At 62.9% G+C, this 25,718-nt stretch carries 20 protein-coding genes; 3 read left to right on the top strand and 17 right to left on the bottom strand.

The features are described 5' to 3' along the window. Positions 1-17: 17 nt before the first annotated feature. From FQ664_RS09235 to mtnA, 12 genes are all read right to left on the bottom strand, one after another. On the bottom strand, positions 18-1,079 hold the full coding sequence (locus FQ664_RS09235; RefSeq protein WP_144171659.1) for an LPS O-antigen chain length determinant protein WzzB: 1,062 nt from the start codon (positions 1,077-1,079) through the stop codon (positions 18-20). A 224-nt stretch (positions 1,080-1,303) separates the two neighbouring features. Then, positions 1,304-2,728, bottom strand: coding sequence for an MBL fold metallo-hydrolase RNA specificity domain-containing protein (locus FQ664_RS09230; protein WP_144171658.1), 1,425 nt, complete (start codon positions 2,726-2,728; stop codon positions 1,304-1,306). 102 nt (positions 2,729-2,830) lie between these two features. Then, a complete protein-coding gene (locus tag FQ664_RS09225) occupies positions 2,831-3,094 on the bottom strand; it encodes a lipopolysaccharide assembly protein LapA domain-containing protein (protein WP_144171657.1) in 264 nt (87 codons plus the stop codon). Between the two features lie 19 nt (positions 3,095-3,113). After that, entirely contained in the window at positions 3,114-3,413 is a 300-nt protein-coding gene (gene ihfB, locus FQ664_RS09220) for an integration host factor subunit beta (protein WP_023536263.1), read from the bottom strand. 264 nt (positions 3,414-3,677) lie between these two features. Continuing rightward, positions 3,678-4,736 (bottom strand): acyltransferase family protein, encoded by a 1,059-nt coding sequence (locus tag FQ664_RS09215; protein WP_178090971.1) that lies wholly within the window; start codon positions 4,734-4,736, stop codon positions 3,678-3,680. A gap of 86 nt (positions 4,737-4,822) precedes the next feature. Then, positions 4,823-6,499 carry a 30S ribosomal protein S1 gene (rpsA, locus tag FQ664_RS09210; protein ID WP_003252673.1) on the bottom strand — a complete coding sequence of 559 codons (1,677 nt, stop codon included), beginning with the start codon at positions 6,497-6,499 and terminating at the stop codon, positions 4,823-4,825. Between the two features lie 124 nt (positions 6,500-6,623). Then, entirely contained in the window at positions 6,624-7,310 is a 687-nt protein-coding gene (gene cmk, locus FQ664_RS09205) for a (d)CMP kinase (RefSeq protein WP_063911621.1), read from the bottom strand. Further along, complete coding sequence (locus tag FQ664_RS09200) at positions 7,307-9,526, bottom strand: bifunctional prephenate dehydrogenase/3-phosphoshikimate 1-carboxyvinyltransferase (protein WP_256675911.1); 2,220 nt, start codon at positions 9,524-9,526, stop codon at positions 7,307-7,309. Before FQ664_RS09200 ends, cmk begins: the two co-directional genes overlap by 4 nt. Positions 9,527-9,734: 208 nt before the next feature. Next, positions 9,735-10,829: a prephenate dehydratase gene (pheA, locus tag FQ664_RS09195; RefSeq protein ID WP_144171654.1), complete on the bottom strand. Its 1,095-nt coding sequence runs from the start codon at positions 10,827-10,829 to the stop codon at positions 9,735-9,737. Continuing rightward, positions 10,829-11,914: a 3-phosphoserine/phosphohydroxythreonine transaminase gene (gene serC / locus FQ664_RS09190; RefSeq protein ID WP_144171653.1), complete on the bottom strand. Its 1,086-nt coding sequence runs from the start codon at positions 11,912-11,914 to the stop codon at positions 10,829-10,831. Before serC ends, pheA begins: the two co-directional genes overlap by 1 nt. A gap of 224 nt (positions 11,915-12,138) precedes the next feature. Continuing rightward, on the bottom strand, positions 12,139-14,901 hold the full coding sequence (gene gyrA, locus FQ664_RS09180) for a DNA gyrase subunit A (protein ID WP_144171652.1): 2,763 nt from the start codon (positions 14,899-14,901) through the stop codon (positions 12,139-12,141). A gap of 340 nt (positions 14,902-15,241) precedes the next feature. After that, positions 15,242-16,318, bottom strand: coding sequence for an S-methyl-5-thioribose-1-phosphate isomerase (gene mtnA, locus FQ664_RS09175; protein ID WP_144171651.1), 1,077 nt, complete (start codon positions 16,316-16,318; stop codon positions 15,242-15,244). Between the two features lie 110 nt (positions 16,319-16,428). Between mtnA and ubiG the strand changes: the two genes are divergently transcribed. From ubiG to FQ664_RS09160, 3 genes are all read left to right on the top strand, one after another. After that, a complete protein-coding gene (gene ubiG, locus FQ664_RS09170; protein ID WP_025338098.1) occupies positions 16,429-17,127 on the top strand; it encodes a bifunctional 2-polyprenyl-6-hydroxyphenol methylase/3-demethylubiquinol 3-O-methyltransferase UbiG in 699 nt (232 codons plus the stop codon). Positions 17,128-17,129: 2 nt separating this feature from the next. Further along, positions 17,130-17,801 carry an N-acetylmuramic acid 6-phosphate phosphatase MupP gene (gene mupP, locus FQ664_RS09165; RefSeq protein WP_046615545.1) on the top strand — a complete coding sequence of 224 codons (672 nt, stop codon included), beginning with the start codon at positions 17,130-17,132 and terminating at the stop codon, positions 17,799-17,801. A 153-nt stretch (positions 17,802-17,954) separates the two neighbouring features. Beyond that, positions 17,955-18,695, top strand: coding sequence for a YciK family oxidoreductase (locus tag FQ664_RS09160; protein WP_144171650.1), 741 nt, complete (start codon positions 17,955-17,957; stop codon positions 18,693-18,695). A gap of 124 nt (positions 18,696-18,819) precedes the next feature. Here the strand turns inward: FQ664_RS09160 and FQ664_RS09155 are convergent, their stop codons facing one another. From FQ664_RS09155 to trhO, 5 genes are all read right to left on the bottom strand, one after another. Further along, complete coding sequence (locus tag FQ664_RS09155; protein WP_144171649.1) at positions 18,820-19,605, bottom strand: iron-containing redox enzyme family protein; 786 nt, start codon at positions 19,603-19,605, stop codon at positions 18,820-18,822. 30 nt (positions 19,606-19,635) lie between these two features. Then, entirely contained in the window at positions 19,636-22,092 is a 2,457-nt protein-coding gene (locus FQ664_RS09150) for an EAL domain-containing protein (RefSeq protein WP_144171648.1), read from the bottom strand. 151 nt (positions 22,093-22,243) lie between these two features. After that, positions 22,244-24,076: an ABC transporter ATP-binding protein gene (locus tag FQ664_RS09145; RefSeq protein WP_144171647.1), complete on the bottom strand. Its 1,833-nt coding sequence runs from the start codon at positions 24,074-24,076 to the stop codon at positions 22,244-22,246. Then, entirely contained in the window at positions 24,069-24,701 is a 633-nt protein-coding gene (locus tag FQ664_RS09140; protein ID WP_063911613.1) for a DsbA family protein, read from the bottom strand. Before FQ664_RS09140 ends, FQ664_RS09145 begins: the two co-directional genes overlap by 8 nt. A gap of 3 nt (positions 24,702-24,704) precedes the next feature. Beyond that, on the bottom strand, positions 24,705-25,637 hold the full coding sequence (trhO, locus tag FQ664_RS09135) for an oxygen-dependent tRNA uridine(34) hydroxylase TrhO (protein WP_144171646.1): 933 nt from the start codon (positions 25,635-25,637) through the stop codon (positions 24,705-24,707). Positions 25,638-25,718 lie beyond the last annotated feature (81 nt).

Below are 25,718 nucleotides of genomic sequence, written 5' to 3'. Positions count from 1 at the left end.
GCTCGGAGATTGGCAACTCAAGCGCGCCCCATGCGGCGCTCCCTTTCAGCAGAAACCAGGTGGGTAAATGCGGCCAAAAACACACCGAGAACCAACCCTGCGAACACGCCCCCTACCACAATGAGCAACTTGCGAAGCCGGACCGGGCTATCAGGCACCTCAATGGTACCATCCTGCCGAAATACCTCGATCACGGCCGGGTTCAGGTGCAGGTTGCGGTAGAAGTCGAGCTTCTCCTGGATCTCCCGCAAATCGGCGACGAAGGGGTCGTCGGATTCCCGCGCGCGAAGGTTTGCAAGCTCTGCCTCAAGGGCCTGGCTGCCCCGCATGTAGGTTAGTGCACCCTGCATATCGCCAGATACTTCAGCGCTCATGCCACTGGCAATGATGGGGGGCTTGCTCAGGTTCACTGCCTTTGCAACTTTCAGCGCCTCTTCCAGGCGGGCGATTTGATCTTCACGCTGCTTGTGCGCCGCTTCCCGTGCGCTGCGGACCTGTTGCTCCAGATTCTTGACCAGCACCTTGACTTCAGTATCAGCGTCTTCAACCAGCGTCTTTTTAGCAGTGTCGCTGGCCATCTCCGAAAAGCGCGTTACCCACTTCACACTCATCTTGGGGTCGTCACTCAGCGCTCTTATCAAAAAGCGCTCGGCACTATCTCCCGCCACAGGGCCAATAGTCAATACCTTGCCAAACTGGTCATAAAGTGCATCTTGAGAGTCTTGGCGGGTAGCCTCTGGCAAATTGGGCAAATAGACCGTGCGAAAGAACTGACGCCGCAGAGACTCAGACTGCAGGGATCGCAGGTAGATCTCATAAACACCCTTGGGCGTGAACACTTCGAGACCGCTGTTTTCGGTGCGACCATAGTTCAATTGGGCAATATCATTCTTGGTCGGCGGCAGGATAAAAGACTTGGCCTCGTACATCGGCGTCTTGAGTGAGATATAAACAGACGCTGCTGCTGTAACTAAAACAATGCATGAAAGGATGAGCAGCTTTCGCCCCCACAAGACATGCCAGAGCTCGAGAACATCAACTTCGTCAGTTTCGACTCCAGGGCTACGTTGATTTCGCATTTGTTCTCGTTTTCCTTAGATCCGACCATTTGCATGATTCCTATGCCAGCGAGGCTGCAGCTGATCCGACGCACAAGCCTGCTGAACTCAGCGTAGCGGCATTTTGCTCATCCAGCGCAGAGCGCACGAAACGACCTACAGCCCCAGCACTTATCCGATCTAAGAGGAAGATACCGTCAACAAAGTTCCACCACCGCCCCCACGAGCCGACGACCTGCGGCTCGCTACACGGCAACCGTGACGTCGACCGCCCTACCGCCGCGCCTGCGTAGCGCTTGGGCCAACGCTGCTTTCGCCCGGGTTTCTCCGTGGACCAGCACAACCTTCCCGGCGGCGTTCGCACCATCCAGTGCGAAGCTCACCAACCCCTTCTGATCCGCATGGCCAGAGTACCCCGGCAAAGTTACGACCTTTGCCCGCACCTCATACATCTGCCCATCCAGGTCGATCTGCACAAACCCTTCAGCCCCCTCGCAGGCCTGTATCACCGCGCCGGGCGTACCCTTGGCCTGGTAACCGACAAACATCACCTCATGCCGCGAGTCCCCCAGCATGGCCTTGAGGTAATTGACGATGCGTCCACCCGAGCACATACCATTGCCGGCAATGACGATCGCCGGCCGCCCGGTGCTTTTGAGGTAATTGACCACTTGCTGGTGACGGGCATGGGTGTCCACGCTGATCAACTGACTGAAACCCAGCGGGTCGCGCCCTTCGGCAAGGCGCGCCCTGGCTTCGGCATTCCAGTAGTCGTGCAGTTCCCGGTACACACCGGTAATGCGCTGGGCCAGTGGTGAGTCGAGGATGATGGGCAACTGCGACCAGTCGAGCGGGTCGCCATCGGGGGCCGGACCGGCTTTGTTCAACAAGGCCTTGCGGTGAAGAATGCCTTCGAGCTCGTATAGCAGTTCCTGGGTGCGGCCGAGGCTGAATGCAGGAATGAGCAGCGTGCCCTGGTCGGCCAGGGCGCGGTCGATGGCCGTTTCCAGCCGCTGCTGACGGTCGCCGGCAGGCGGGTGCAGGCGGTCGCCGTAGGTGCTTTCCAGCACCAGCACATCGGCCCGTTCCGGGGGCTGCACGGGGCGCAGCAAGGGGTTGCCACACGCGCCGAGGTCACCGGAGAACACATAGCGGGTGTTGGCTTGTTCGTGCTGCATGTCGCACTCGACATACGCCGACCCCAGCAGATGGCCGGCGCGTTGCAGGCGAATGCGGCAGGTGAGACCGGGGTGCTCGACCAGGGTGTGCCACTGCTCGAAAGGCAGGGGCACGATCAGGTCGCGGATGAAATCGAGGTACTTCGCCACATGGGCGGGCTCGCTGCTGATGCTCAGCTTGTAGGCGTCTTCCAGCACCAGTGGTAGCAGCCGGGCGGACGGCTCGCTGCACAGGATGGGGCCACGGTAGCCGGCAGCCAGCAGTGCCGGGATGCGGCCAACGTGATCAAGATGCACATGGGTGACAACCAGGGCCTCGATACCCTGCACATCGAAACCGAGCGGTGCCGATGCTACGCCTGGTGCCGCCTCGGCACCCTGCTCCAGGCCGCAGTCGATCAGCAGGCTGATGGACGGGGCGAGGTGCAGCTGATGGCAGGAGCCAGTGACGCCACGGGCACCACCGTGATGGGAAAGGACGGGATATTCCATGCTGCGCACACTCGCCTTGGCCGAAAATGAAGTGCGTCATTACTCCATGACGGCCGGCGCAGGCATAGGTGAGGCTTTCCCAAACAGGTGTAGGAAATATCCTTAGTTACCGCTCAGCGCTGCCTGGCGGGCAGAAGCCCTGATCTTGCGCTTGCTGCGCTGCACGCCGTAGGCACCCAGCAACGGCCCGACTGCCAGGCCAATGACCAAGGCGGCCAGGACCAGCACGGCGACTGGCATGGCCGGGGCTGCCCAACCGAACAGGACCAACGAGACGGTTTGCTGGTTCTCCAGCACGAAGAACAGCACCACAGCCGCCAACAGCAGCACGAACACCGCCACCAGGGCGCGCTTGAGGTTACGCATCAGATTGCTCCTTGTGGAATCAGGTGTGGGCCTCATCTTCTTCTTCATTGACCCGGTCGCGCAACTCCTTGCCTGGCTTGAAGTGCGGCACGAACTTGCCTTCGAGGCTGACCGACTGGCCGGTCTTCGGGTTACGGCCTACGCGAGGGGCGCGATAGTGCAGCGAGAAGCTGCCAAAACCGCGAATCTCAATGCGATCGCCGGTGGCAAGGCATTGTGACATCTGCTCAAGCATGGTCTTGATGGCCAGCTCCACGTCCTTGGACGAGAGCAGCCCCTGATGGGTGACAATACGTTCGATCAGCTCCGACTTCGTCATATTTTTCCCTTCGTTATCAAGCAGCTAGATCATTGCTTAACCAGTTTGTAGCACGCTGGGAGGAATTTGAACAGGGTGGTTCTTGACTTAATAAAAAAATTCAAGATTGAAGTTTTACAGGAATGGTCTAGCCGGTAGGGATGAGCAGGCCCGGCCTCATTGCCGTTAGCCAGCACCACTCAGTGGTGGGAGCAGCCCTTTCGCGACACAAGGCCGCTCCCACAAAGGCCCGCACAGGCCAGAAGACAGGTGCAAGCCCCACGCTCAGGCCAACTGCTCGCGCGCACCTGACCGGGAAAAGCGTTTTCGCATCGCCAGGGCAGGCTTCTCTACCAGCTCCCACGACACATACCCCGCCAGCCAGGACGCTGGCACGGCAGCCAACATCAACCAGTAAGGCCCGGCCCATGGCATAGCCCCCGCCAACACCTGCTGGATCGGAAATGCATACAGGTAGATACCGTACGAGTAGTCCTGCACCCATGAAGGCAGCTTCACCTGCGGGCAGTAAGCAAAGTACAACGTGCCGTAAAGCGTCAGGATGGCACAGGCGAACACCTCGAAGCGCCCACCCTTGCTCAGCAGGAACAGCCCGACACAGGCCAGCAGCAGCCACCATGCATGAGGGATCAGCGCCCGGCACGAATAGAACGCCGAACCCGCCAGGAAACACACCACCAGCTTGAACGGGTACTCCCCATAAGCCGGATGCAGAGTATGCAGCCCTAACGCAATCACCAGCGCCGCCAGCGTCAGCCCTGCCATTGGCCAGCGACAAACCCTGGCCACCAGCACCAACACCCCCAGCACCAGGTACATGCGCATTTCCAGCGGAATGGTCCACAAACTGCCATTGACCGAAACCCCATGGAAACGCGGGGTAAAGTTCACCCCGGGCAGCACGAACTGGGCATCCTTGAATATCAACATCGGGCTATAGACGTACTTGTAAACCTGGCCTTTCGCAAAATACTCGGCAAGCGGCAACGAGGTAACCACAGGCCCCAGCACAAAGGCCATGAGCAACAGGCACACCAGCAAACCAGGCAAGATCCTCAGCGCACGCGCCAGGTAGAAATTCCGGGTACCATTCCTCTCACCGCTGGCAGCGATCAAAAACCCGCTAACCATGAAGAACACTTCGACACCCAGGCTGTGCACCGGCACCGGCATACCCAGCAGCAGCGCCGGGTCGGTACAACTCAGGCACTCCAGGTAGGACAACGCAAAGGAATGCCCAACCACCACAGCGGTTGCCGCCAGCAACCTGATAATCAGGAAATTGTTATCCCGCCCGCGACCTTCCATGACGTCGCCAAACATCAACATCACCCACCCCCGATATGGTCCATTTCCGACAAAAAAAAGGGCGACCCGAGGGTCGCCCTTTTTTACCGATCAAACAGAACTCAGTTCTGCTTGGCCATTGCTTCGCGCAGCAGCGCAGCCATGGTGGTGTCGGCAGCCGCTTCCGGAGCGTTTTTCAGGCTCTGGATGGCTTCGCGCTCTTCAGCATCGTCCTTCGACTTGATGGACAGGCTGATAACGCGGGACTTGCGGTCAACGCTGATGATCTTGGCTTCGATCTCTTCGCCTTCCTTCAGGACGTTACGCGCGTCTTCAACGCGGTCACGGCTGATTTCGGAAGCTTTCAGAGTAGCTTCGATGTCGTCGGCCAGAGTGACGATGGCGCCTTTGGCGTCAACTTCTTTCACGATGCCCTTGACGATAGCGCCCTTGTCATTGACAGCAACGAAGTTGGAGAACGGATCGTCTTCCAGCTGCTTGATGCCCAGGGAGATGCGCTCGCGCTCTGGGTCGACCGACAGGATGACGGTTTCCAGCTCGTCGCCCTTCTTGAAACGACGTACGGCTTCTTCGCCGGTTTCGTTCCAGGAGATGTCGGACAGGTGAACCAGGCCGTCGATGCCGCCGTCCAGGCCGATGAAGATACCGAAGTCGGTGATCGACTTGATGGTACCGGTGATCTTGTCACCCTTGTTGAACTGGCCGGAGAAGTCTTCCCATGGGTTGGACTTGCACTGCTTGATGCCCAGGGAGATACGACGACGCTCTTCGTCGATGTCCAGAACCATGACTTCCACTTCGTCGCCAACCTGAACGACTTTCGACGGGTGGATGTTCTTGTTGGTCCAGTCCATTTCGGAAACGTGTACCAGACCTTCAACGCCTTCTTCCAGCTCAGCGAAGCAGCCGTAGTCGGTCAGGTTGGTAACGCGAGCCTGTACGCGAGTACCTTCTGGGTAGCGGGCAGTGATAGCTACCCACGGATCTTCGCCCATCTGCTTCAGACCCAGCGAAACGCGGTTGCGCTCGCGGTCGAACTTCAGAACGCGAACGTCGACTTCGTCGCCAACGTTAACGATTTCCGATGGGTGCTTGATGCGCTTCCAGGCCATGTCGGTGATGTGCAGCAGGCCGTCGATACCGCCCAGGTCCACGAAGGCGCCGTAGTCGGTGAGGTTCTTGACGATACCTTTGACTTGCTGGCCTTCCTGCAGGGTTTCCAGCAGGGCTTCGCGCTCGGCGCTGTTCTCGGCTTCCAGCACGCTGCGACGGGAAACGACAACGTTGTTGCGCTTCTGGTCCAGCTTGATGACCTTGAATTCCAGCTCTTTGCCTTCCAGGTGGGTGGTGTCGCGCACAGGGCGGACATCAACCAGGGAGCCCGGCAGGAACGCACGGATGCCGTTAACGTCGACAGTGAAGCCGCCCTTAACCTTACCGTTGATAACGCCCTTGACCACTTCTTCGGCGGCGAAAGCTGCTTCCAGAACAATCCAGCACTCGGCGCGCTTGGCTTTTTCACGGGACAGTTTGGTTTCGCCAAAGCCGTCTTCGACCGCGTCCAGCGCAACGTGAACTTCGTCACCGACCTTGATGGTCAGCTCGCCAGCTTCGTTGTAGAACTGTTCGAGCGGGATGACGCCCTCGGACTTCAGGCCAGCGTGTACGGTAACCCAGTCGCCGTCGATGTCGACAACGATACCGGTGATGATCGCACCCGGCTGAAGATTGAGGGTTTTCAGGCTTTCTTCAAAGAGTTCTGCAAAGCTTTCGCTCATTTTAATTCCTGTAGATTCGGGCGAAACAGACGCCCATCGCCACATTCCAGACAATGTGGGTTTGTTTTAAGTAAAGGAAAGCCGGCAGGACGTTGACTGGTGCACCTGCCTGCTCTCCTGGCTATCAGAGAAGGTCGCGCAGCGCGATCTCGCTCCTGATACGTTGCAACACCTGCTCGATGGACAACTCGGTAGAGTCCAACTGAATGGCATCGGCCGCTGGCTTCAGCGGGGCCACTGCACGTTGGGTGTCGCGCTCATCACGCGCACGAATCTCATCCAGCAGACTCGACAGACTAACATCTTCACCCTTGTCCTTCAACTGCAGGTAGCGGCGACGTGCCCGCTCCTCCGCGCTGGCGGTGAGAAAGACTTTCAACGGCGCGTCCGGAAACACCACGGTGCCCATGTCGCGACCGTCGGCGATCAGGCCCGGAGCCTCGCGGAATTCACGCTGACGCACCAGCAGTGCATCCCGCACGGCCGGCAGCGAGGCCACCATCGACGCACCGGCACCGACGGTTTCGGTGCGGATGACGTTGCTGACGTCCTCACCCTCGAGGATGATTTGTTGCAGCTTACCGGGCTCGGCAGCGATGAACTGCACATCCAGATGGGCGGCAAGCTTGGTCAGCAGCTCTTCGTTGGTCAGGTCGACACCGTGGTTGCTGGCGTTGAACGCCAGCAACCGGTACAGCGCGCCAGAGTCCAGCAGCTTCCAGCCCAGCTCGCGAGCCAGCAGCCCGGCGACCGTACCCTTGCCCGAACCGCTTGGCCCGTCGATGGTGATGACCGGCGCCAGGGCACTCACGACTTGCCCTCTTCCGCCACGCGGATACCCACTTCGGCGCACAGCGCCAGGAAGTTGGGGAACGAGGTGGCGACGTTGGCGCAGTCGTGGATGCGGATCGGCGCGCTGGCGCGCAGCGAGGCAACACTGAAGGCCATGGCGATACGGTGGTCACCGTGGCCATGCACTTCGCCGCCGCCAAGCTGGCCGCCGTCGATGATGATGCCGTCCGGGGTCGGCTCGCACTTGATACCCAGGGTAATCAGGCCGTCGGCCATGACCTGGATGCGGTCGGATTCCTTCACCCGCAGCTCTTCGGCACCACGCAGCACGGTACGCCCTTCGGCACAGGCAGCGGCAACGAACAGTACCGGGAATTCGTCGATGGCCAGTGGCACCAGCTCTTCAGGGATGTCGATACCCTTCAGTCTGGCACCGCGCACACGCAGGTCGGCCACTGGCTCGCCGCCGACTTCACGCTGGTTTTCCAGGGTGATGTCGCCGCCCATCAGGCGCAGGATGTCGATCACGCCGGTGCGGGTCGGGTTGATGCCAACGTGTTCCAGCACCAGCTCCGAGCCCTCGGCGATGGATGCCGCCACCAGGAAGAACGCTGCCGAGGAAATGTCGGCCGGCACTTCGATACGGGTAGCAGTGAGCTTGCCACCGGACTGCAGCGAGGCTACCGGCCCGTTGCTCTCGACGCTGTAGCCAAAACCGCGCAGCATGCGCTCGGTGTGGTCACGGGTTGGCGCAGGCTCGGTGACAGTGGTCTTGCCTTCGGCGTACAGGCCGGCCAGCAGCAGGCAGGATTTGACCTGGGCACTGGCCATCGGCAGCGTATAGGTCAGCGCCTTGAGCTTGTGGCCACCGCGGATGGTCAGCGGCGGGCGGCCGTCCGGGCCGGTCTCGACCACGGCACCCATTTCGCGCAGCGGGTTGGCCACACGGTTCATCGGGCGCTTGGACAGCGAAGCGTCGCCGGTCATGGTCACGTCGAACGGCTGGCCGGCCAGCAGGCCCGACAGCAGACGCATCGAGGTACCCGAGTTACCCACGTACAGCGGCCCGGGTGGCGGCTTGAGGCCGTGCAGGCCAACGCCGTGAATGGTCACGCGACCATGGTTGGGGCCTTCGATGACCACACCCATGTCACGGAATGCCTGCAGGGTCGCCAGCGCGTCCTCACCCTCGAGGAAGCCTTCGACCTCGGTAGTGCCTTCGGCCAGCGAGCCGAGCATGATCGAGCGGTGGGAAATCGACTTGTCGCCCGGTACGCGGATTCGCCCGGACAGGCGGCCACCCGGTTGGGCCAGGAAAATCAGATCGTTGGCGTTCATAGCGTCCACATAGGCCCGGCGGGCCAGGATTTTACTGAAATGCTCGCGGGCAACGCGTGCGCGGGTGAATACACCCAGCAACTGGTGCCCGTCCCCTTCAGCGATCGCGTCGCGCAAGGCGTCGAGATCACTGCGATATGTATCAAGCGTGCGCAGGACAGCGTCGCGGTTGGCGAGAAAGATGTCGTGCCACATGGTCGGGTCGCTGCCGGCGATTCTCGTGAAATCGCGGAAGCCTCCCGCAGCGTACCGGAAGATCTCGAGGTTTTCATTGCGCTTGGCCAGTGAATCGACCAGGCCGAAGGCCAGCAGGTGCGGCAGGTGGCTGGTGGCCGCCAGCACTTCGTCGTGGCGCTCGACCGACATATGCTCAACATCGGCGTCCAGCGCGCGCCACAGGCGGTCGACCAGGGCCAGGGCGGCAGGGTCGGTTTCGGCCAGCGGCGTCAGAATGACCTTGTGCCGGCGGAACAGGGCGGCATTGGAGGCCTCTACCCCGCTCTGCTCGGAGCCGGCGATGGGGTGGCCGGGGACGAAACGTGGCAGGCGCTCGGCGCTCTCGTTTACAAAAACAGCCCGCGCTTCACGGACCACGTTGCCCTTGGCGCTACCGACGTCGGTGATGATGGCATCGCCAAGGTCAAGCCTGGCCAGGCGGGCCAAGAGTTTTTCCATGGCCAGGATCGGCACGGCCAACTGGATGACATCAGCACCGACACAGGCAGCGGCAAGGTCTTCCTCGCAGCGATCGACCACGCCCAGGGCCACGGCCTGCTTGCGCGAGGGGGCGTCCAGGTCGACACCGACCACTTCGCGGCACAGGCCGCTTTCACGCAGGCCCTTGGCGAACGAGCCACCGATCAGGCCGAGGCCGACCACGACCAGGCGGTTGATGATTGGCGCGGGTTTGGTTGTTACTGCTTTTACCACTGGTGCGAACCCTGTTCAGAAATCCAGACAGCCTGTTAAGGCCATTGGGGCTGCGTTACAGCCCATCGCCGGCAAGCCAGCCCCACAGTGACCGTACAAATCTCATGGCTTGCGCTGTACCTGTGGGAGCTGGCTTACCGGCGATGGGCCGCGAAGCGGCCCCGGCAATCTTCGATCAAAGCACCGCCTTCGGATACGACCCCAGCACCTTCAGCGCCACGGCCTCCTGACTGATCTGCTCGAGCACCGCCTTGATCAGCGGGTCGCGGTGGTGGCCGACGAAGTCGATGAAGAACACGTAGGTCCACTTGCCGCTGCGCGACGGGCGGGTCTCGATGCGGGTCAGGTCGATGCCGTTCTGATGGAACGGTACCAGCAGCTCGTGCAAGGCACCCGGCTTGTTGCTCATCGAAACGATGATCGAGGTCTTGTCGTCGCCGGTCGGCGGCACTTCCTGGCTGCCGATCATCAGGAAGCGCGTGGAGTTGTCCGGGCGGTCTTCGATCTTCTCGGCAAGGCGGGTCAAACCATACAGATTGGCCGCCATATCGCCGGCGATCGCCGCCGAGTTCCACTCGCCCTTGACCCGCTTGGCCGCCTCGGCGTTGCTCGACACAGCCACGCGCTCCACGTTCGGGTAGTGCGCGTCCAGCCACTTGCGGCACTGGGCCAGCGACTGGGCGTGGGAGTAGATGCGGGTGATGCTGTCGGTCTTGGTGTTCTCGCCCACCAGCAGGTGGTGGTGGATGCGCAGCTCGACCTCGCCGCAAATCACCATGTCGTGCTCGAGGAAGCTGTCCAGGGTGTGGCTGACAGCGCCTTCGGTGGAGTTTTCCACCGGCACCACGCCGAAGTTGACGGCACCGGCCGCCACTTCGCGGAACACCTCGTCGATGGCCGCCATCGGCCGGCTGATCACCGCGTGGCCGAAATGCTTCATGGCCGCAGCCTGGGTGAAGGTGCCTTCAGGGCCGAGGTAGGCGATTTTCAGCGGCTCTTCCAGGGCCAGGCACGACGACATGATTTCGCGGAACAGCCGCGCCATCTCTTCGTTGTCCAGCGGACCCTTGTTGCGCTCCATCACGCGCTTGAGCACGGCAGCCTCACGCTCGGGGCGGTAGAACACCGGTTTTTCGCCCTCGGCCAGCGAGGCGGTCTTGACCTTGGCCACTTCCTGGGCGCAACGGGCGCGCTCGCTGATCAGCTCGAGGATCTTCTCGTCGAGGCTGTCGATGCGAACGCGCAGCGCCTTCAGTTCCTGCTCGGACATCAGCCGTGCTCCTTCTCGAATTCGGCCATGTAGGCCACCAGGGCTTCGACTGCGTCAAGGCCCAGGGCGTTGTAGATGGAGGCGCGCATGCCGCCTACCGAACGGTGGCCCTTGAGGTTGAGCAGGCCACGGGCATCGGCGCCGGCGAGGAAGGCCTTGTCCAGGCGCTCGTCAGCCAGGCGGAACGGCACGTTCATCCACGAACGGGCGTTGTGGCTGATCGGGTTGGTGTAGAACTCGCTGTTGTCGATGAAGCCGTACAGGCGGTCTTTCTTGGCACGGTTGCGCTGCTCCATGGCCTCGACGCCACCCTGCTCTTTCAGCCACTCGAACACCAGGCCCGAGAGGTACCAGGAGTAGGTGGCCGGGGTGTTGTACATCGAGCCGTTGTCGGCCGAGACCTTGTAGTCGAGCATGGTCGGGCAGCTGCTGCGGGCGTGGCCGAGCAGGTCTTCGCGCACGATCACCACCACCAGGCCGCTTGGGCCGATATTCTTCTGCGCGCCGGCGTAGATCAGGCCGTACTGCGACACGTCGATCGGGCGCGAGAGGATGTCGGACGACATGTCGACCACCAGCGGCACGTCACCGGTTTCCGGCACCCAGTCGAACTGCAGGCCACCGATGGTCTCGTTGGACGCGTAGTGCACGTAGGCGGCCTTCTCGGTCAGCTTCCACTCGTTCTGACCCGGGATGGCCAGGTAGTCGTAGGGCTTGGCGCTGGCGGCGACGTTGACGTTGCCGAAACGGCGCGCTTCCTCGATGGCCTTTTTCGACCAGATGCCGGTCTCGATGTAGTCGGCGGTGCCGTTTTCCGGCAGCAGGTTCAGCGGGATTTCGGCGAACTGCTGGCTGGCACCGCCCTGCAGGAACAGCACCTTGTAGTTGGAGGGGACGGACAGCAGGTCACGCAGGTCCTGCTCGGCCTTCTCGGCGATGGCCACGTAATCGTCGCTGCGATGGCTCATTTCCATCACCGACAAGCCCTTGCCACGCCAATCCAGCATCTCGGCCTGGGCGCGCTGCAGAACAGCGTCAGGAAGCGCGGCAGGGCCTGCGCAGAAGTTAAAGGCTCGTTTGCTCACATCCACTCTCGCTCTGCCAAATAGAACAATTCTTCAATGCTGCCGGGTACCCTGTGGGAGCGGGTTTACCCGCGAACAAGGGCGAAGCCCTTGCCATGCACCGCGGTGTCTTCTTCGCGGGTAAACCCGCTCCCACAGGGTATTGCACCGCCCTTGAGGACGTTGCCAACTGTAATCAGTCAAACGGGGCGACCTTGGTCGCCCCGTTCGGGTTTTACGCTTGCTTACTCCTGCGGGACCTCTTCGGCGCCAGCAGCTTCAGCATCCGGTGCGTCAGCCTCGACGCCCTCCTCGTCGGCCCCGATCACATCATCGGGCTCTTCCTCGGACGGCTCCTGGATACGCTCCAGGCCCACCAGTGTCTCGTCGGTAGCCAGCTTGATCAAGGTCACGCCCTGGGTGTTACGGCCCAGGCTGGACACTTCGCCAACGCGGGTCCGCACCAGCGTGCCCTGGTCGGAGATCAGCATGATCTCTTCGCCTTCCTGCACCTGGATGGCGCCGATCAGCAGGCCGTTGCGCCCCTTGGTGCCCATGGCTATCACGCCTTGGCCACCACGGCCGCGACGCGGGAACTTGGACAGCGGGGTGCGTTTGCCGAAGCCACGCTCGGAGGCGGTGAGGATCTGCGCACCGGATTCCGGGATCAGCATGGAGATGATCTGCTGGCCCTTGCCCAGCTTCATGCCGCGCACGCCACGGGCGTTACGGCCCATCTCGCGCACCACGCTTTCAGCGAAGCGGATCACCTTGCCGGCGTCGGAGAACATCATGACTTCCTTGGCACCGTCGGTGATGGCCGCGGCGATCAGGGTGTCGCCTTCCTTCAGCTTCAGGGCGATCAGGCCGTTGGAGCGCGGACGGGCGAACTGCACCAGCGGGGTCTTCTTCACGGTACCCGAAGCGGTGGCCATGAAGATGTAGGCGCCGGTCGGCTCGGCCACCCACTCAGGGGTGTCGCCGTCTTCCTCATCGACTTCCTCGGCCTCGACCACTTCGCCTTCGAGCACGGTGTCTTCCGTATCCTCCAGCTCTTCGTCGGCGCCAGCATTCTGCTGCAGGGCCTCGAGGTCGATCTGCAGCATGGCGGTGATGCGCTCACCCTCCTCCAGCGGCAGCAGGTTGACCAGTGGGCGGCCGCGGGCGGCACGGGACGCTTCAGGGATGTCGTAGGTCTTCAGCCAGTACACCTTGCCCTTGCTGGAGAACAGCAGCAGGGTGGCGTGGCTGTTGGCAACCAGCAGGTGCTCGACGTAGTCCTCGTCCTTCACCCCGGTGGCCGACTTGCCCTTGCCGCCACGGCGCTGGGCCTGGTAGGCGGACAACGGCTGGGTCTTGGCGTAGCCGCCGTGGGAAATGGTCACCACGCGCTCTTCTTCCGGGATCATGTCGCCGTAGTTGAGGTCGTGACGCGCATCGAGGATTTCGGTGCGGCGGGCATCGCCATATTCGGCGCGGATGGCTTCCAGCTCTTCGCGGATCACCTCCATCAGGCGCTCGGCGCTGCTGAGGATACGGATCAGCTCACCGATCTGCTCGAGGATTTCCTGGTACTCGGCCAGCAGCTTCTCGTGCTCCAGGCCGGTCAGGCGGTGCAGGCGCAGGTCGAGAATGGCCTGGGCCTGTTCCGGCGACAGGTAGTACTTGCCTTCACGCAGGCCGTACTGCTCCGGCAGGTCCTCGGGGCGGCAGGAGTCGGCGCCGGCGCGCTCGACCATGACCTGCACGGCACTGGATTCCCAGGCAGTGGAGATCAGCGCCTCCTTGGCTTCGGACGGGGTCGGCGAGGCCTTGATCAGGGCGATGACCGGGTCGATGTTGGACAGCGCGACCGCCTGGCCTTCGAGGATGTGGCCGCGCTCACGGGCCTTGCGCAGCTCGAACACGGTACGACGGGTCACCACTTCACGGCGGTGACGGACGAACGCCTCGAGCAGATCCTTGAGGTTGAGCAGGCGTGGACGGCCGTCGACCAGGGCTACCACGTTGATGCCGAACACGCTCTGCAGCTGGGTTTGCTGGTAGAGGTTGTTGAGCACCACCTCCGGCACCTCGCCGCGACGCAGCTCGATGACGATGCGCATGCCGTCCTTGTCGGACTCGTCGCGCAGCTCGGTGATGCCTTCGATCTTCTTCTCTTTGACCAGCTCGGCGATCTTCTCGATCAGGCGGGCCTTGTTCAGCTGGTACGGCAGCTCGGTAACCACGATCTGCTGGCGGCCGCCGACCTTGTCGATATCTTCGATTTCGGAGCGGGCGCGCATGTAGATGCGACCACGGCCGGTGCGATAGGCCTCGATGATGCCCTGGCGGCCGTTGATCAGGCCGGCAGTCGGGAAGTCCGGGCCGGGGATGTGCTGCATCAGCTCATCGATGGTGACTTCGGGGTTGTCGATGAGTGCCAGGCAGCCATCGATGACCTCGCCGAGGTTGTGCGGCGGGATGTTGGTTGCCATGCCCACGGCGATACCGCTGGAGCCGTTGACCAGCAGGTTGGGAATACGGGTCGGCATGACAGCCGGGATCTGCTCGGTGCCGTCGTAGTTGGGCACCCAGTCGACGGTCTCTTTGTGCAGGTCGGCCAGCAGCTCGTGGGCCAGCTTGGCCATGCGCACTTCGGTGTATCGCATGGCCGCGGCGTTGTCGCCGTCCACCGAACCGAAGTTGCCCTGGCCGTCGACCAGCAGGTAGCGCAGCGAGAACGGCTGGGCCATACGCACGATGGTGTCGTAGACCGCGGTGTCGCCGTGCGGGTGGTACTTACCGATCACGTCACCGACCACACGGGCGGATTTCTTGTACGGTTTGTTCCAGTCGTTGCCCAGCTCGCTCATCGCATAGAGAACGCGACGATGCACGGGCTTCAAGCCGTCACGCGCATCGGGCAGCGCTCGCCCGACAATCACGCTCATCGCGTAGTCGAGGTAAGACTGTCTCAGTTCGTCTTCGATATTGACCGGGAGGATTTCTTTGGCCAGTTCGCCCATGAGAAGCCTGATTCCTTTTTCTGGTGAAACTTCGCAGCTCCATCAAGGGCCGAACGAAGCTCGCCGCCGCAGCGCATAAGGGTGCGACGACTTACGACAAATCAATGAGTTGTGCCATGGATCTGCGCAATGAAGGCCGCTGTGGTGGGCGGTCTTGGAAACTGCCGGATGTTATCACAAAGGCGGGGGCGGTGGGGAGATGTGGCAGGTGGCCTCACGCGGGTTTGAATCCTGGGATTTTCGCTGCCAGTGCCGGCCTCTTCGCGGGTAAACCCGCTCCCACAGCTACATCACCGCCCTCAGGCCTTGGGTTATCCCTGCGGCACTGGCGCTGCAAATATCAGTGCAGGCGCTTACGGCACATCAGTTGCGCCAGCTTGGCAGTGTCCGGGCGTTCGACGATGCCGCGCTCGGTCACGATCACGTCAATCAGGTCGGCCGGGGTCACATCGAATACCGGGTTGAATACCTCGACATCCGGCGCCACGCGGGTGCCGCCAATGTCCAGCAACTCGTCGGCAGCGCGCTCCTCCAGCAGGATGTCCTCACCCGTGGCCAGGTTCAGGTCGATGCTGGTGCTCGGCGCCACCACCATGAAACGCACACCGTGATGCATGGCGCTGACCGCCAGCTGGTAGGTGCCGATCTTGCCGGCAACGTCGCCGTTGGCGGCGATGCAGTCCGCGCCCACCACCACCCAGGTGATGCCCTTGCTCTTCATCAGGTGAGCCAGCGCCGAGTCGGCGCACAGGGTCACCGGGATGCCTTCGTTGGCCAGTTCCCAGGCGGTCAGGCGCGAGCCATGCAGCCAGGGGCGGGTCTCGCCGGCATACACCCGCTCGACCATGCCCTCCAGGTAGCCGGCGCGGATCACCCCCAGCGCGGTGCCGAAGCCACCACAGGCCAGGGCGCCGGCATTGCCGTAGGTGAGCAGGGTCTGGGCGTTGCCCTGGTGGCGGCGGATCAGCTCGATACCGTGCTGGGCCATGGTCAGGTTGGCTTCGCGGTCGCTTTCGTGGATGGCCACCGCCTCGGCCTCCAGCGCCGCCAGCACGCCCTCATCCGGACGCAGGCGCTGCAGGCGCTCGCGCATGCGGTTCAGCGCCCAGAACAGGTTGGCGGCGGTAGGGCGCGCTTCGGCCAAGGTGAGGAAGTCGTCTTCCAGGTCCATTTCCCAGTCGCCACCCTCGGCCAGCCGCTCTTCCAGGGCCAGCACCAGACCATAGGCCGCGGCAATGCCGATGGCCGAGGCGCCGCGCACGGCCATGTCGCGGATCGCCGCCGCCACCTGCGCGACATTGTCGCAGGCCAGCCAGCGTTCTTCTGACGGCAGAAGGCGCTGGTCGAGCAGGTGCAAGACGCCGCCCTGCCAGCGGATCCCGGTCACCTTCTCCGCCGCCAAAAGTCGCTCGCGCATCGCCTCTCCCCGTCGTTCGGATATCAAAAGCCGGCGATTATAGCGACCCTCGTGGCCGAGCGCTCGGGTATACTCCGGCGCAATTTTGCGAAGTTTCAGAGGACTGTTCAATGAGCAACGTCGACCGCGCCGAAATCGCCAAGTTCGAAGCGCTGGCCCACCGCTGGTGGGACCGCGAAAGCGAGTTCAAGCCGCTGCACGAAATCAACCCGCTGCGCGTCAACTGGATCGACGAGCGCGCCAGCCTGGCCGGCAAGAAAGTGCTGGACGTGGGTTGCGGCGGCGGCATCCTCAGCGAGGCCATGGCCCTGCGCGGCGCCACGGTCACCGGCATCGACATGGGCGAGGCGCCGCTGGCCGTGGCCCAGCTGCACCAGCTGGAGTCGGGCGTACAGGTGGAATACCGGCAGATCACCGCCGAAGCCCTGGCCGAGGAAATGCCCGAACAGTTCGACGTGGTCACCTGCCTGGAAATGCTCGAACACGTGCCCGACCCGTCTTCGGTCATCCGCGCCTGCTACCGCATGGTCAAGCCTGGTGGCCAGGTGTTCTTCTCCACCATCAACCGCAACCCCAAGGCCTACCTGCTGGCCATCGTCGGCGCCGAGTACATCCTGAAGATGCTGCCGCGCGGCACCCACGACTTCAAGAAGTTCATCCGCCCGTCCGAGCTGGGCGCCTGGAGCCGCGTTGCCGGCCTGCAGGTGAAGGACATCATCGGCCTGACCTACAACCCGCTGACCAAGCATTACAAGCTCAGCAGCGACGTTGACGTCAACTACATGATCCAGACCCTGCGCGAGGAATGAGCATGCGCTTGCAAGCAGTACTCTTCGACATGGACGGCACCTTGCTCGACACGGCGCCGGACTTCATCGCCATCTGCCAGGCGATGCTCGCCGAGCGCGGCCTGCCGGCCGTCGATGACAAACTGATCCGCGACGTGATCTCCGGCGGTGCCCGGGCGATGGTCGCCGCCACCTTCGCCATGAGCCCGGAGGCCGAAGGCTTCGAGGCCCTGCGCCTGGAGTTCCTCGAGCGCTACCAGCGCGACTGCGCGGTGCACAGCAAGCTGTTCGACGGCATGGCCGAGCTGCTGGCCGACATCGAGAAAGGCAACCTGCTGTGGGGTGTGGTCACCAACAAGCCGGTGCGCTTCGCCGAGCCGATCATGCAGCAACTGGGCCTGGCCGAACGTTCGGCGCTGCTGATCTGCCCGGACCACGTGAAAAACAGCAAGCCCGACCCCGAGCCGCTGATCCTGGCCTGCAAGACCCTGGGCCTGGACCCGGCCAGCGTGCTGTTCGTCGGCGACGACCTGCGCGACATCGAGTCTGGCCGCGACGCCGGTACCCGCACGGCGGCAGTGCGCTACGGCTATATTCATCCAGAGGACAACCCCAACAACTGGGGCGCCGATGTGGTGGTGGACCACCCGCTGGAACTGCGCAAAGTGATCGACAGCGCGCTGTGCGGCTGCTGATTCCCGTCTAGACCGCAGCACGGCCCCTGTGGGAGCGGGTTTCACCTGCGAATGCGTCAGCCCAGGCGACACCGGCGCCTGATCGTACGCATTCGCGGGTAAACCCGCTCCTACAGGGGACGGTGCCGCGCCAACGAACTCGAAGGACCTACCATGTTCGACTACACCGCCCGCCCCGACCTGCTGCAAGGCCGGGTCATCCTGGTTACCGGTGCCGGCCGCGGCATCGGCGCCGCTGCCGCCAAGGCCTACGCTGCGCTGGGCGCCACCGTGCTGCTGCTGGGCAAGACCGAGGCCAACCTCAACGAGGTCTACGACCAGATCGAAGCCGCCGGGCACCCGCAGCCGGTGGTGATCCCGTTCAACCTGGAAACCGCCCTGCCTCACCAGTACGATGAACTGGCGGTGATGATCGAGGAACAGTTCGGCCGCCTCGACGGCCTGCTGAACAATGCTTCGATCATCGGCCCGCGCACGCCGCTGGAGCAGTTGTCGGGTGACAACTTCATGCGCGTGATGCACATCAACGTCGATGCCACCTTCATGCTCACCAGCACCCTGCTGCCGCTGCTGAAGCTGTCGGAAGACGCTTCGGTGGTGTTCACCAGCAGCAGCGTCGGGCGCAAGGGCCGGGCCTATTGGGGTGCCTATGGCGTGTCGAAGTTCGCCACCGAAGGCCTGATGCAAACCCTGGCCGATGAACTGGAAGGCGTGGCGCCGGTGCGCTCCAACAGCATCAACCCCGGCGCCACGCGCACGGCGATGCGGGCACAGGCCTATCCCAGCGAAAACCCGCAGAACAACCCGCTGCCGGAAGAGATCATGCCGGTGTACCTGTACCTGATGGGGCCGGACAGCAAAGGAGTGAACGGGCAGGCGTTCAACGCCCAGTGAAGGTTTGCCTGTACCGGCCCTTTCGCGGGTAAACCCGCTCCCACAGGTACTGCACTGCCCTCATGGACGGTGACTCTCCCGTGGGAGCGGGTTTACCCGCGAAGAGGCCGATACAGACGAACGATCAGCCCACCGCCAACGCCGGGCGCCTACGTTCCTGCTGGCGCCCTTCCAGCTGCATGCACCGCTCCAGGAACAGGTACATGCAGTCATAGCTCCTGCATATCGCCCTGCGTAGCTCGGTACGCAGCCCCAGCGTCGGGTTCTCACCGGCCAGGGTGCAAATGATCTCCAGCGCCTCCCATGGGTGTGCGTCGTCATACTGGGCATGCATCTTCAGCCACTTCATCGCCCGCTTGCGCTCATCCTCCGGAAAGCCCAGCGCATAGGTGTCGCTGGAACACACCACCGCCGACCATTCTCCGGTCGCGCCTTCGATGGCGTAATTGGTCGCCGCCATGGAGATGGCCAGGTTTTCGGTGAAACACACACGCCAGCACCAGTCGTTCAGGCCGTTCAGCTCGGCCGGGACGTTCTGCGCCTGCAATTCATGCAGGTGCACGCCATGCGCCTGGGCCCAGCTGACCCAATAGTCGCCATGGTTGAGCTCGACCCGGATATTGCGCATCAACCAGCGCCGCGCCATATCCTCGCCCTGGTGCCGACCATAGCGGGTCTTGGTCAGGTTGTGCGCCATGTACAGCGAAAACTGCTCCACCACCGGCCAGCCACCGATCAGGTACTGGCGAATGGTCGATTGCTTCAACTGGCCATCGCGCAGCCGTGCGTAGAACTCGTGCTCCACGACCCGGCGCTTGCTTTCGCGGCAATCTTCAATCAGTTGCTGGGCCCAGTGGGGGTAGCTTGCAGGGTCCATCAGAGGGCCGATACGAACGAATGCATCAATCACTTTGAGCTCCTTGATCCTTGCGATCTCTAGCTAACGAAACGTGCCAGGTGCCCGCTGCAACAGAGGCCGGGTGGCGATCCGTTGGCGCTGCAGACTGTCACTGGTGAACACCTGGGGGCGTTCAATCAGGTAGCCCTGGGCGTAATCAACGCCAATCTCCTGCAAGGCCTGCTCGATCAAGGGTGTTTCGACGAATTCGGCAATGGTGCGCTTGCCCATTACATGACCGATGTGGTTGATGACCTCGACCATGGCCCGGTTGATCGGGTCGTCGAGCATGTCCTTGACGAAACTCCCGTCGATCTTCAGGTAATCCACGGGCAAATGCTTGAGATAGGCGAACGACGACATGCCGGCGCAGAAATCATCGAGCGAGAAGCGACAACCCAGCCCCTTCAGCTCATTGATGAAGCGGATGGCGCTGCCAAGGTTGGCTATGGCGCTGGTTTCGGTGATTTCGAAACAGATCATCCGCGGCGGGACGGCATATTCGCCGAACAGGCGTTGCAGGTATTCGAGGAACTTGTCGTCGCCAATGCTCGACCCCGACAGGTTGATCGCGCAGATCGACAGCGGACCCTCGCGCCCTTCGTCCAGGCACTGGCGAATGACCTTGAACACATTGCGCACCACCCAGCGATCCAGCGCGGTCATCAAGCCGTAACGCTCGGCCGCCGGGATGAAGCTGCTGGGCAGGATGGTACGGCCGCTTTCGTCGTGCAGGCGCAGCAGGATCTCGATATGGCCAGGGCCTTCGAAGGCTTTCAGCGGGGCGATTTCCTGAGCGTACAGGCAGAAGCGGTTTTCCTCCAGGGCCACGTGCAAGCGCTGGATCCAGGCCATTTCGCCAAAACGCATGGACAGCTCGCTGTCGTCGGCATGGTACACCTGCACGCGGTTGCGGCCCTTTTCCTTGGCCATGTAGCAGGCCATGTCGGCAGCACGCAACGAGGTCTCGAGGGTGCCGGGGGCCTGGGCCATGTGCACCAGGCCAACGCTGACGGTGGTGACGAACGGCCGCCCCTTCCACACGAAATGCAGGCTCTGCACCAGCTGGCGCAACTGCTCGGCGATGCGCTCGGCCTGGTCGGGCGGGCAGTTTTCCAACAGCACGCCGAATTCGTCACCACCCAGCCGGGCCAGGGTGTCACCTTCGCGCAGGCCAGACTGCAGCACGGCACAGATGTGCCGCAGCAGCTCGTCGCCGGCGGCATGCCCGCAGGTGTCGTTGACCAGCTTGAACTGGTCGAGGTCAAGGAACATCAGCGAATGCCGCCCGGCCTGGCGCGCCAGGTCATTGAGCGCCTGCTCCAGGCGGTATTCGAACTCGCGACGGTTGGCCAGGCCGGTCAGGGCGTCGTGGGTCGCCTGCCAGGACAGGTTGGCGATGTACTGGCGCTCCTGGGTCATGTCGTGCAGCACCAGCACAATGCCGCTGACCTGACCATCACTGACGATCGGCGAACCGACCAGGTTGACCGACACAGTGCTACCGTCCAGGCGCTGGATCAGCCGGGCATGCTCGGCACCGCCCTTGAGGCTGCCGCTGAGCACCTGCTCGACCAGGCTGCGGCCGTCTTCCTCAGCCTGCTCGTCCACCAGGCGGAACAGCGCCGACAGCGGCAGGCCCTGGGCCTGGCCGGTCTGCCAGTGGGTCAGTTGCTCGGCGGCCGGGTTCATGTAGCCAATACTGCCCTCCACATCAGCGGTAATCACTGCATCGCCAATGGCCTGCAGGGTGATCTGCGCCCGCTCCTTTTCTTCCTGCAGGGCGCTGGCAAAGGCTTGGCGCTGGGCCAGCAGCTTGCTGGAGCGGCGCCAGGCAATGGCGATCAGAAACATCGCGGTCAGCAGGTTGGTAATCATAAGCACCCGCAGCAGCATACGCGAGCCTTCGCCCAAGGCATCGCTGAACGCCCTGGCAGCCGGCGTTACCCCTTCGTTGATGGTGACGATGCGCGCCTTCCAGTCGCTGACCGTGCGGGCGTCGACCGGGCCAGCGGCGAAGCTGCTGCGCATTTCCAAGGCCAGCATATCCAGCTTGCCCAGGTAGTCGTCGCCGATGTCCCAGAAATCGATGGCCGTCTGCATGTAGCTGACGTTGCGAAAGTTGCGGTAGAACCAGATGATCCGCTCGACATCGTCGGGGTGGTTGCCGCCTTGCAGCACGGCCTGGCGCGCGGCGTTCAGGTCAGGGATGGGCTGGTCGAGCACCTCGCGCAGCTGGTGGTCGCCCTGGGGCACGGTGATAGCCTGGCGATAGCGCTGGTAGGTGCTGTCGTCGCGGGTTTCGGCGTACAGGTCGAGGTAGTAGATGGCGTCTTTCTGCGCCTTGGACCACAGGCTTTCGCCCGCGACATAGGCACGCACGGCCGAGAGCGTGTAGAGGCTGAGGCTGCCCAAGGCTACCTGGAAGATCACAACGGCGATGAAGGGCCAGGTGATGCCAAGCAACTTTGGCGCTTCTAGAGTGCGATGTCCCTTCATGGAGTCCCTGTCACAGAGCAGATGAGGCGCAAATCAACCCAGACAAGCACAGCGTAGGCGATTTGCCACCCTTGCGGTTGGGTTTTTTATGACAGAAAGGGGTGGTTTGCACATGGCCTGTACTGGCCCTGTGGGAGCGGCCTTCGAGGGATCAGCTCTGCTGCAGGTGCCCATAAAGTTTGGCATACAACCCACCCTCGGCAATCAGCTGCTGGTGGTCGCCATCCTCGGCCACATGCCCGCCGTCAAATACCAGAACCCGGTCGGCCTGTTTCACCGCCGACAGGCGGTGGGCGATGATCAGTGTGGTACGGCCGCTGAGGAAGCGCGCCAAGGCCTGGTGCAAGTTGTATTCGGTGGCCGCATCCAGGGCCGAGGTGGCTTCGTCGAGGATCACCACCTTGGGCTCGGCCAGCACCATGCGGGCAATGGCCAGGCGCTGGCGCTGGCCACCGGACAAGCGCACGCCGGAACGCCCCACCACACTGTCCAGGCCCTGCGGCAAGGCGGCGATGGTGGCATCCAGCTGGGCGATATGCAGCGCCTGCCAGCAGGCTTCGTCGCTGCAGTCACGGCCCATGGTCAGGTTGGCGCGCACGGTGTCGTTGAACAACGACGGGTGCTGCAACACCACCGCGACGTTTTCGCGCAGGGTTTCCAGGCCGATTTCCTGCAGGCTGGCACCGCCAAAGCGGATGGTGCCGGCCTGGGCGCTATAAAGGCCCAGCAACAGCTGCACCAGGGTGCTCTTGCCACCACCGCTGGCACCAACGATCGCCACCTTCTCGCCCGGGGCGATGGACAGGTCGAGGTGCTCGAGCACCGGCTCGTCAGCATAGGCAAAGCGCAGGTCACGCACTTCGATGCCCACCGTCTCGCGGCCGGCGAACGGATCGCTGGCGGCCGGGTACTGCGGCTCGTCGGCACGCGCCAGCAGTTCGTTGAGGCGGCTCAACGCACCACCGGCGGCGTAATAGGCGTATTGCAGGTTGAGCAACTGCTCCACCGGGCCGATCATGAACCACAGGTAGCTGAACACCGCCAGCATCTGGCCGATCGACAAGTCGGAGAACAGCACGGTGAGCATGGCTGCGGCGCGGAAGATATCGATACCGAACTGGAACAGCAGGCCACTGGCACGGCCGCTGGCATCGCTCTTCCATTGCGAGTCCACGGCGTAGTCTCGCACTTCGCGGGCGCGCAGGCCGAGACGACCGAGGAAGTAGCCCTGGCGGTTGCCGGCGCGAATTTCCTGAATGGCGTCGAGGGTTTCCGCCAGCGCCTGGGTAAACCGCGCGGTGCTGTCGTTCTCGAGCTTTTTCAGGTGTTTGACGCGCTTGCCCAACTGCACGGTGAAATAGATCACCAGCGGGTTGAACAGCAATATCAGCAAGGCCAGCTGCCAGTGCATCCAGATCAGGATGGCCGCCGTGCCGGTCAGGGTCAGCATGGCGACCAGGAAGCGGCTGAGGGTTTCGCCGACGAATTTGTCGAGGGTGTCCAGGTCGGTGACCAGGTGGGTGGTCACCGTGCCGCTGCCCAGGCTTTCGTATTCCTTCAGCGAGATGCGCTTGAGCCGCTCGATCAGGCGAATGCGCAGGCGATAGACGATGTCCTTGGCCAGGCCGGCAAACAGCTTGGCCTGGATCACGTTGAACGCCAGGGCGGCCAGGCGCAGGCACAGGGTCAGCAGCAACATCAGGCCGATGTAGCCGGCCGCCACCTGCCAGCTGGACGGCAGCAGGTGGTTCATCCACTTCAGCGCGGCATTGCCATGGCCCAGCAGCACTTCGTCCACCAGCAGCGGCAGCAGCAGCGGGATGGGCACGCTGCAGCAGGCCGCCAATACGGCGATGAGGTTGGCTGACCAGAGGTTTTTCTTGTGATGCAGGGCCAGGCGGCGGATTTCCGCCCAGCTCAGTCGATCGGCCGCACTGTGAGGCTTGCCCGGCACCGGGTCGGGTGACCCAGGTACATCAAGCACAGGCGGCCTGCTGCAGCCAGCGGCCGAGCAAGGGTTGCAGGCGCTCCAGCGGCTGGTAGCCGTTGGTCAGCAGGGCCAGTTGGCCATTGCGTTCGGCCAGCAGGGTCGGGAAACCGGCGATGCCCAGGTCCTGGGCCCAGCTGAAATCGGCTGCGGTGGCGGCGCGGGTGTCGGCACGGGCAAAGGCCTCGGCGAACACGGCACGGTCGAAGCCTGCCTGTTCGGCCAGCTCGACCAGATGCGGGGCAACGGTCACATCCACGCCCTGCTCGTAGAACGAGCGCTGGATCAGCGCCAGCAGTGGCCAGACACGCTCGGCGTCCAGCTCGCGGGCGGTGACCAGGGCACGGCAGGCCGGCTCGGTGTCGTAGACGAAGCCGTCGGGCATGGCCCCCTCGAAGCGGAACGGCTGGCCGGTGGCATCGGCCACCGCCTGCCAGTGTTCGAGGATGTACTTGCGGGTAGAACTGTCCAGGGCACTGCCGCCGGTACGCAACCCGCCCGGCACCAGGCGGGTCGGCACACCTGCCTCACGCGCCTGGGCGATCAGAGCCGCGGCCACTGGCGCAAAACCCCAGCACCAGGAGCACATCGGGTCCATTACATAGATCAGGCGTGCAGACATGCATCAAGCCTCGGCTTTGTAGTTGTAACCGATCGGGTGCGGCAGGTTGCGGGCCTTGGCCAGCTCGATCTGCTTCTGCCGGTCGATGGCGCTACGCCGGGTCTTCTCGCTCAGGGTGTCCCAGCAATGCGGGCAGCTGACCCCTGGCGAATAGTGTTCGGACGCGCGCTCCTCTGCATTGATCGGGTGGCGGCAGGCGTGGCACTGGTCGTACTCGCCTTCGCTCAGGTCATGGCGCACCGTGACGCGGTTGTCGAAGACGAAGCAGTCGCCGTCCCACAGGCTTTCTTCCTGAGGCACTTCCTCGAAGTATTTCAGGATGCCGCCCTTAAGATGATAGACCGCCTCGAAGCCTTCACCGAGCATGTAGCTGGAGGCTTTTTCGCAACGGATACCGCCGGTGCAGAACATGGCAACCTTCTTGTGCTTGCCGGGGTCGAAGTTGGCCTTGATGTAGTCGGGGAACTCGCGGAATGTTTCGGTCTTCGGGTCGATGGCGCCCTTGAAGGTGCCGATGGCCACTTCGTAGTCGTTACGGGTATCTATAAGCAGCACTTCCGGGTCGCTGATCAGCGCGTTCCAGTCCTTGGGCTCGACGTAGGTGCCGACCGCCTGGTTCGGGTCCACGCCCGGCACGCCGAGGGTGACGATCTCTTTCTTGAGCTTGACCTTGGTGCGGTAGAACGGCTGTTCGTCGCAGTACGACTCCTTGTGGTCGACATCGGCCAGGCGCGGGTCGTTGCGCAGCCAGGCCAGCAGGCCGTCGATGCCTTCGCGGGTGGCCGACACGGTGCCGTTGATGCCCTCGTGGGCCAGCAGCAGGGTGCCTTTGACATTGTTGTCGAGCATGCTCTGGAGCAGTGGCTCACGCAGCTCGACGTAGTCTTCCAGGGTGACGAACTTGTACAGCGCCGCGACGACGATGGTTTGGGACATGAAGCAGAATCTCCAGGTGGTTGCCCTCGTAAAGGGCGGACCGGGTTACACAAGAAACAGGGGGCCGCTGCGCGACCCATC

Origin of the sequence: Pseudomonas persica, from assembly GCF_900291015.1 — a bacterium.
Classification (GTDB): Bacteria; Pseudomonadota; Gammaproteobacteria; order Pseudomonadales; family Pseudomonadaceae; genus Aquipseudomonas.
The sequence above is the reverse complement of the archived record's forward strand: the minus strand, read 5'-3'. Positions and strand labels throughout refer to the sequence as shown.

What these genes read in the sequence shown, in the direction of transcription:
- FQ664_RS09235 (WP_144171659.1), bottom strand. Translation starts at nt 1,079, where the DNA reads ATGCGAAATCAACGTAGCCCTGGAGTCGAAACTGACGAAGTTGATGTT.
- FQ664_RS09230 (WP_144171658.1), bottom strand. Translation starts at nt 2,728, where the DNA reads ATGGAATATCCCGTCCTTTCCCATCACGGTGGTGCCCGTGGCGTCACT.
- FQ664_RS09225 (WP_144171657.1), bottom strand. Translation starts at nt 3,094, where the DNA reads ATGCGTAACCTCAAGCGCGCCCTGGTGGCGGTGTTCGTGCTGCTGTTG.
- ihfB (WP_023536263.1), bottom strand. Translation starts at nt 3,413, where the DNA reads ATGACGAAGTCGGAGCTGATCGAACGTATTGTCACCCATCAGGGGCTG.
- FQ664_RS09215 (WP_178090971.1), bottom strand. Translation starts at nt 4,736, where the DNA reads ATGTTTGGCGACGTCATGGAAGGTCGCGGGCGGGATAACAATTTCCTG.
- rpsA (WP_003252673.1), bottom strand. Translation starts at nt 6,499, where the DNA reads ATGAGCGAAAGCTTTGCAGAACTCTTTGAAGAAAGCCTGAAAACCCTC.
- pheA (WP_144171654.1), bottom strand. Translation starts at nt 10,829, where the DNA reads ATGTCCGAGCAGGAACTGAAGGCGCTGCGCGTTCGCATCGACAGCCTC.
- gyrA (WP_144171652.1), bottom strand. Translation starts at nt 14,901, where the DNA reads ATGGGCGAACTGGCCAAAGAAATCCTCCCGGTCAATATCGAAGACGAA.
- mtnA (WP_144171651.1), bottom strand. Translation starts at nt 16,318, where the DNA reads ATGCGCGAGCGACTTTTGGCGGCGGAGAAGGTGACCGGGATCCGCTGG.
- ubiG (WP_025338098.1), top strand. Translation starts at nt 16,429, where the DNA reads ATGAGCAACGTCGACCGCGCCGAAATCGCCAAGTTCGAAGCGCTGGCC.
- mupP (WP_046615545.1), top strand. Translation starts at nt 17,130, where the DNA reads ATGCGCTTGCAAGCAGTACTCTTCGACATGGACGGCACCTTGCTCGAC.
- FQ664_RS09160 (WP_144171650.1), top strand. Translation starts at nt 17,955, where the DNA reads ATGTTCGACTACACCGCCCGCCCCGACCTGCTGCAAGGCCGGGTCATC.
- FQ664_RS09150 (WP_144171648.1), bottom strand. Translation starts at nt 22,092, where the DNA reads ATGAAGGGACATCGCACTCTAGAAGCGCCAAAGTTGCTTGGCATCACC.
- FQ664_RS09140 (WP_063911613.1), bottom strand. Translation starts at nt 24,701, where the DNA reads ATGTCTGCACGCCTGATCTATGTAATGGACCCGATGTGCTCCTGGTGC.
- trhO (WP_144171646.1), bottom strand. Translation starts at nt 25,637, where the DNA reads ATGTCCCAAACCATCGTCGTCGCGGCGCTGTACAAGTTCGTCACCCTG.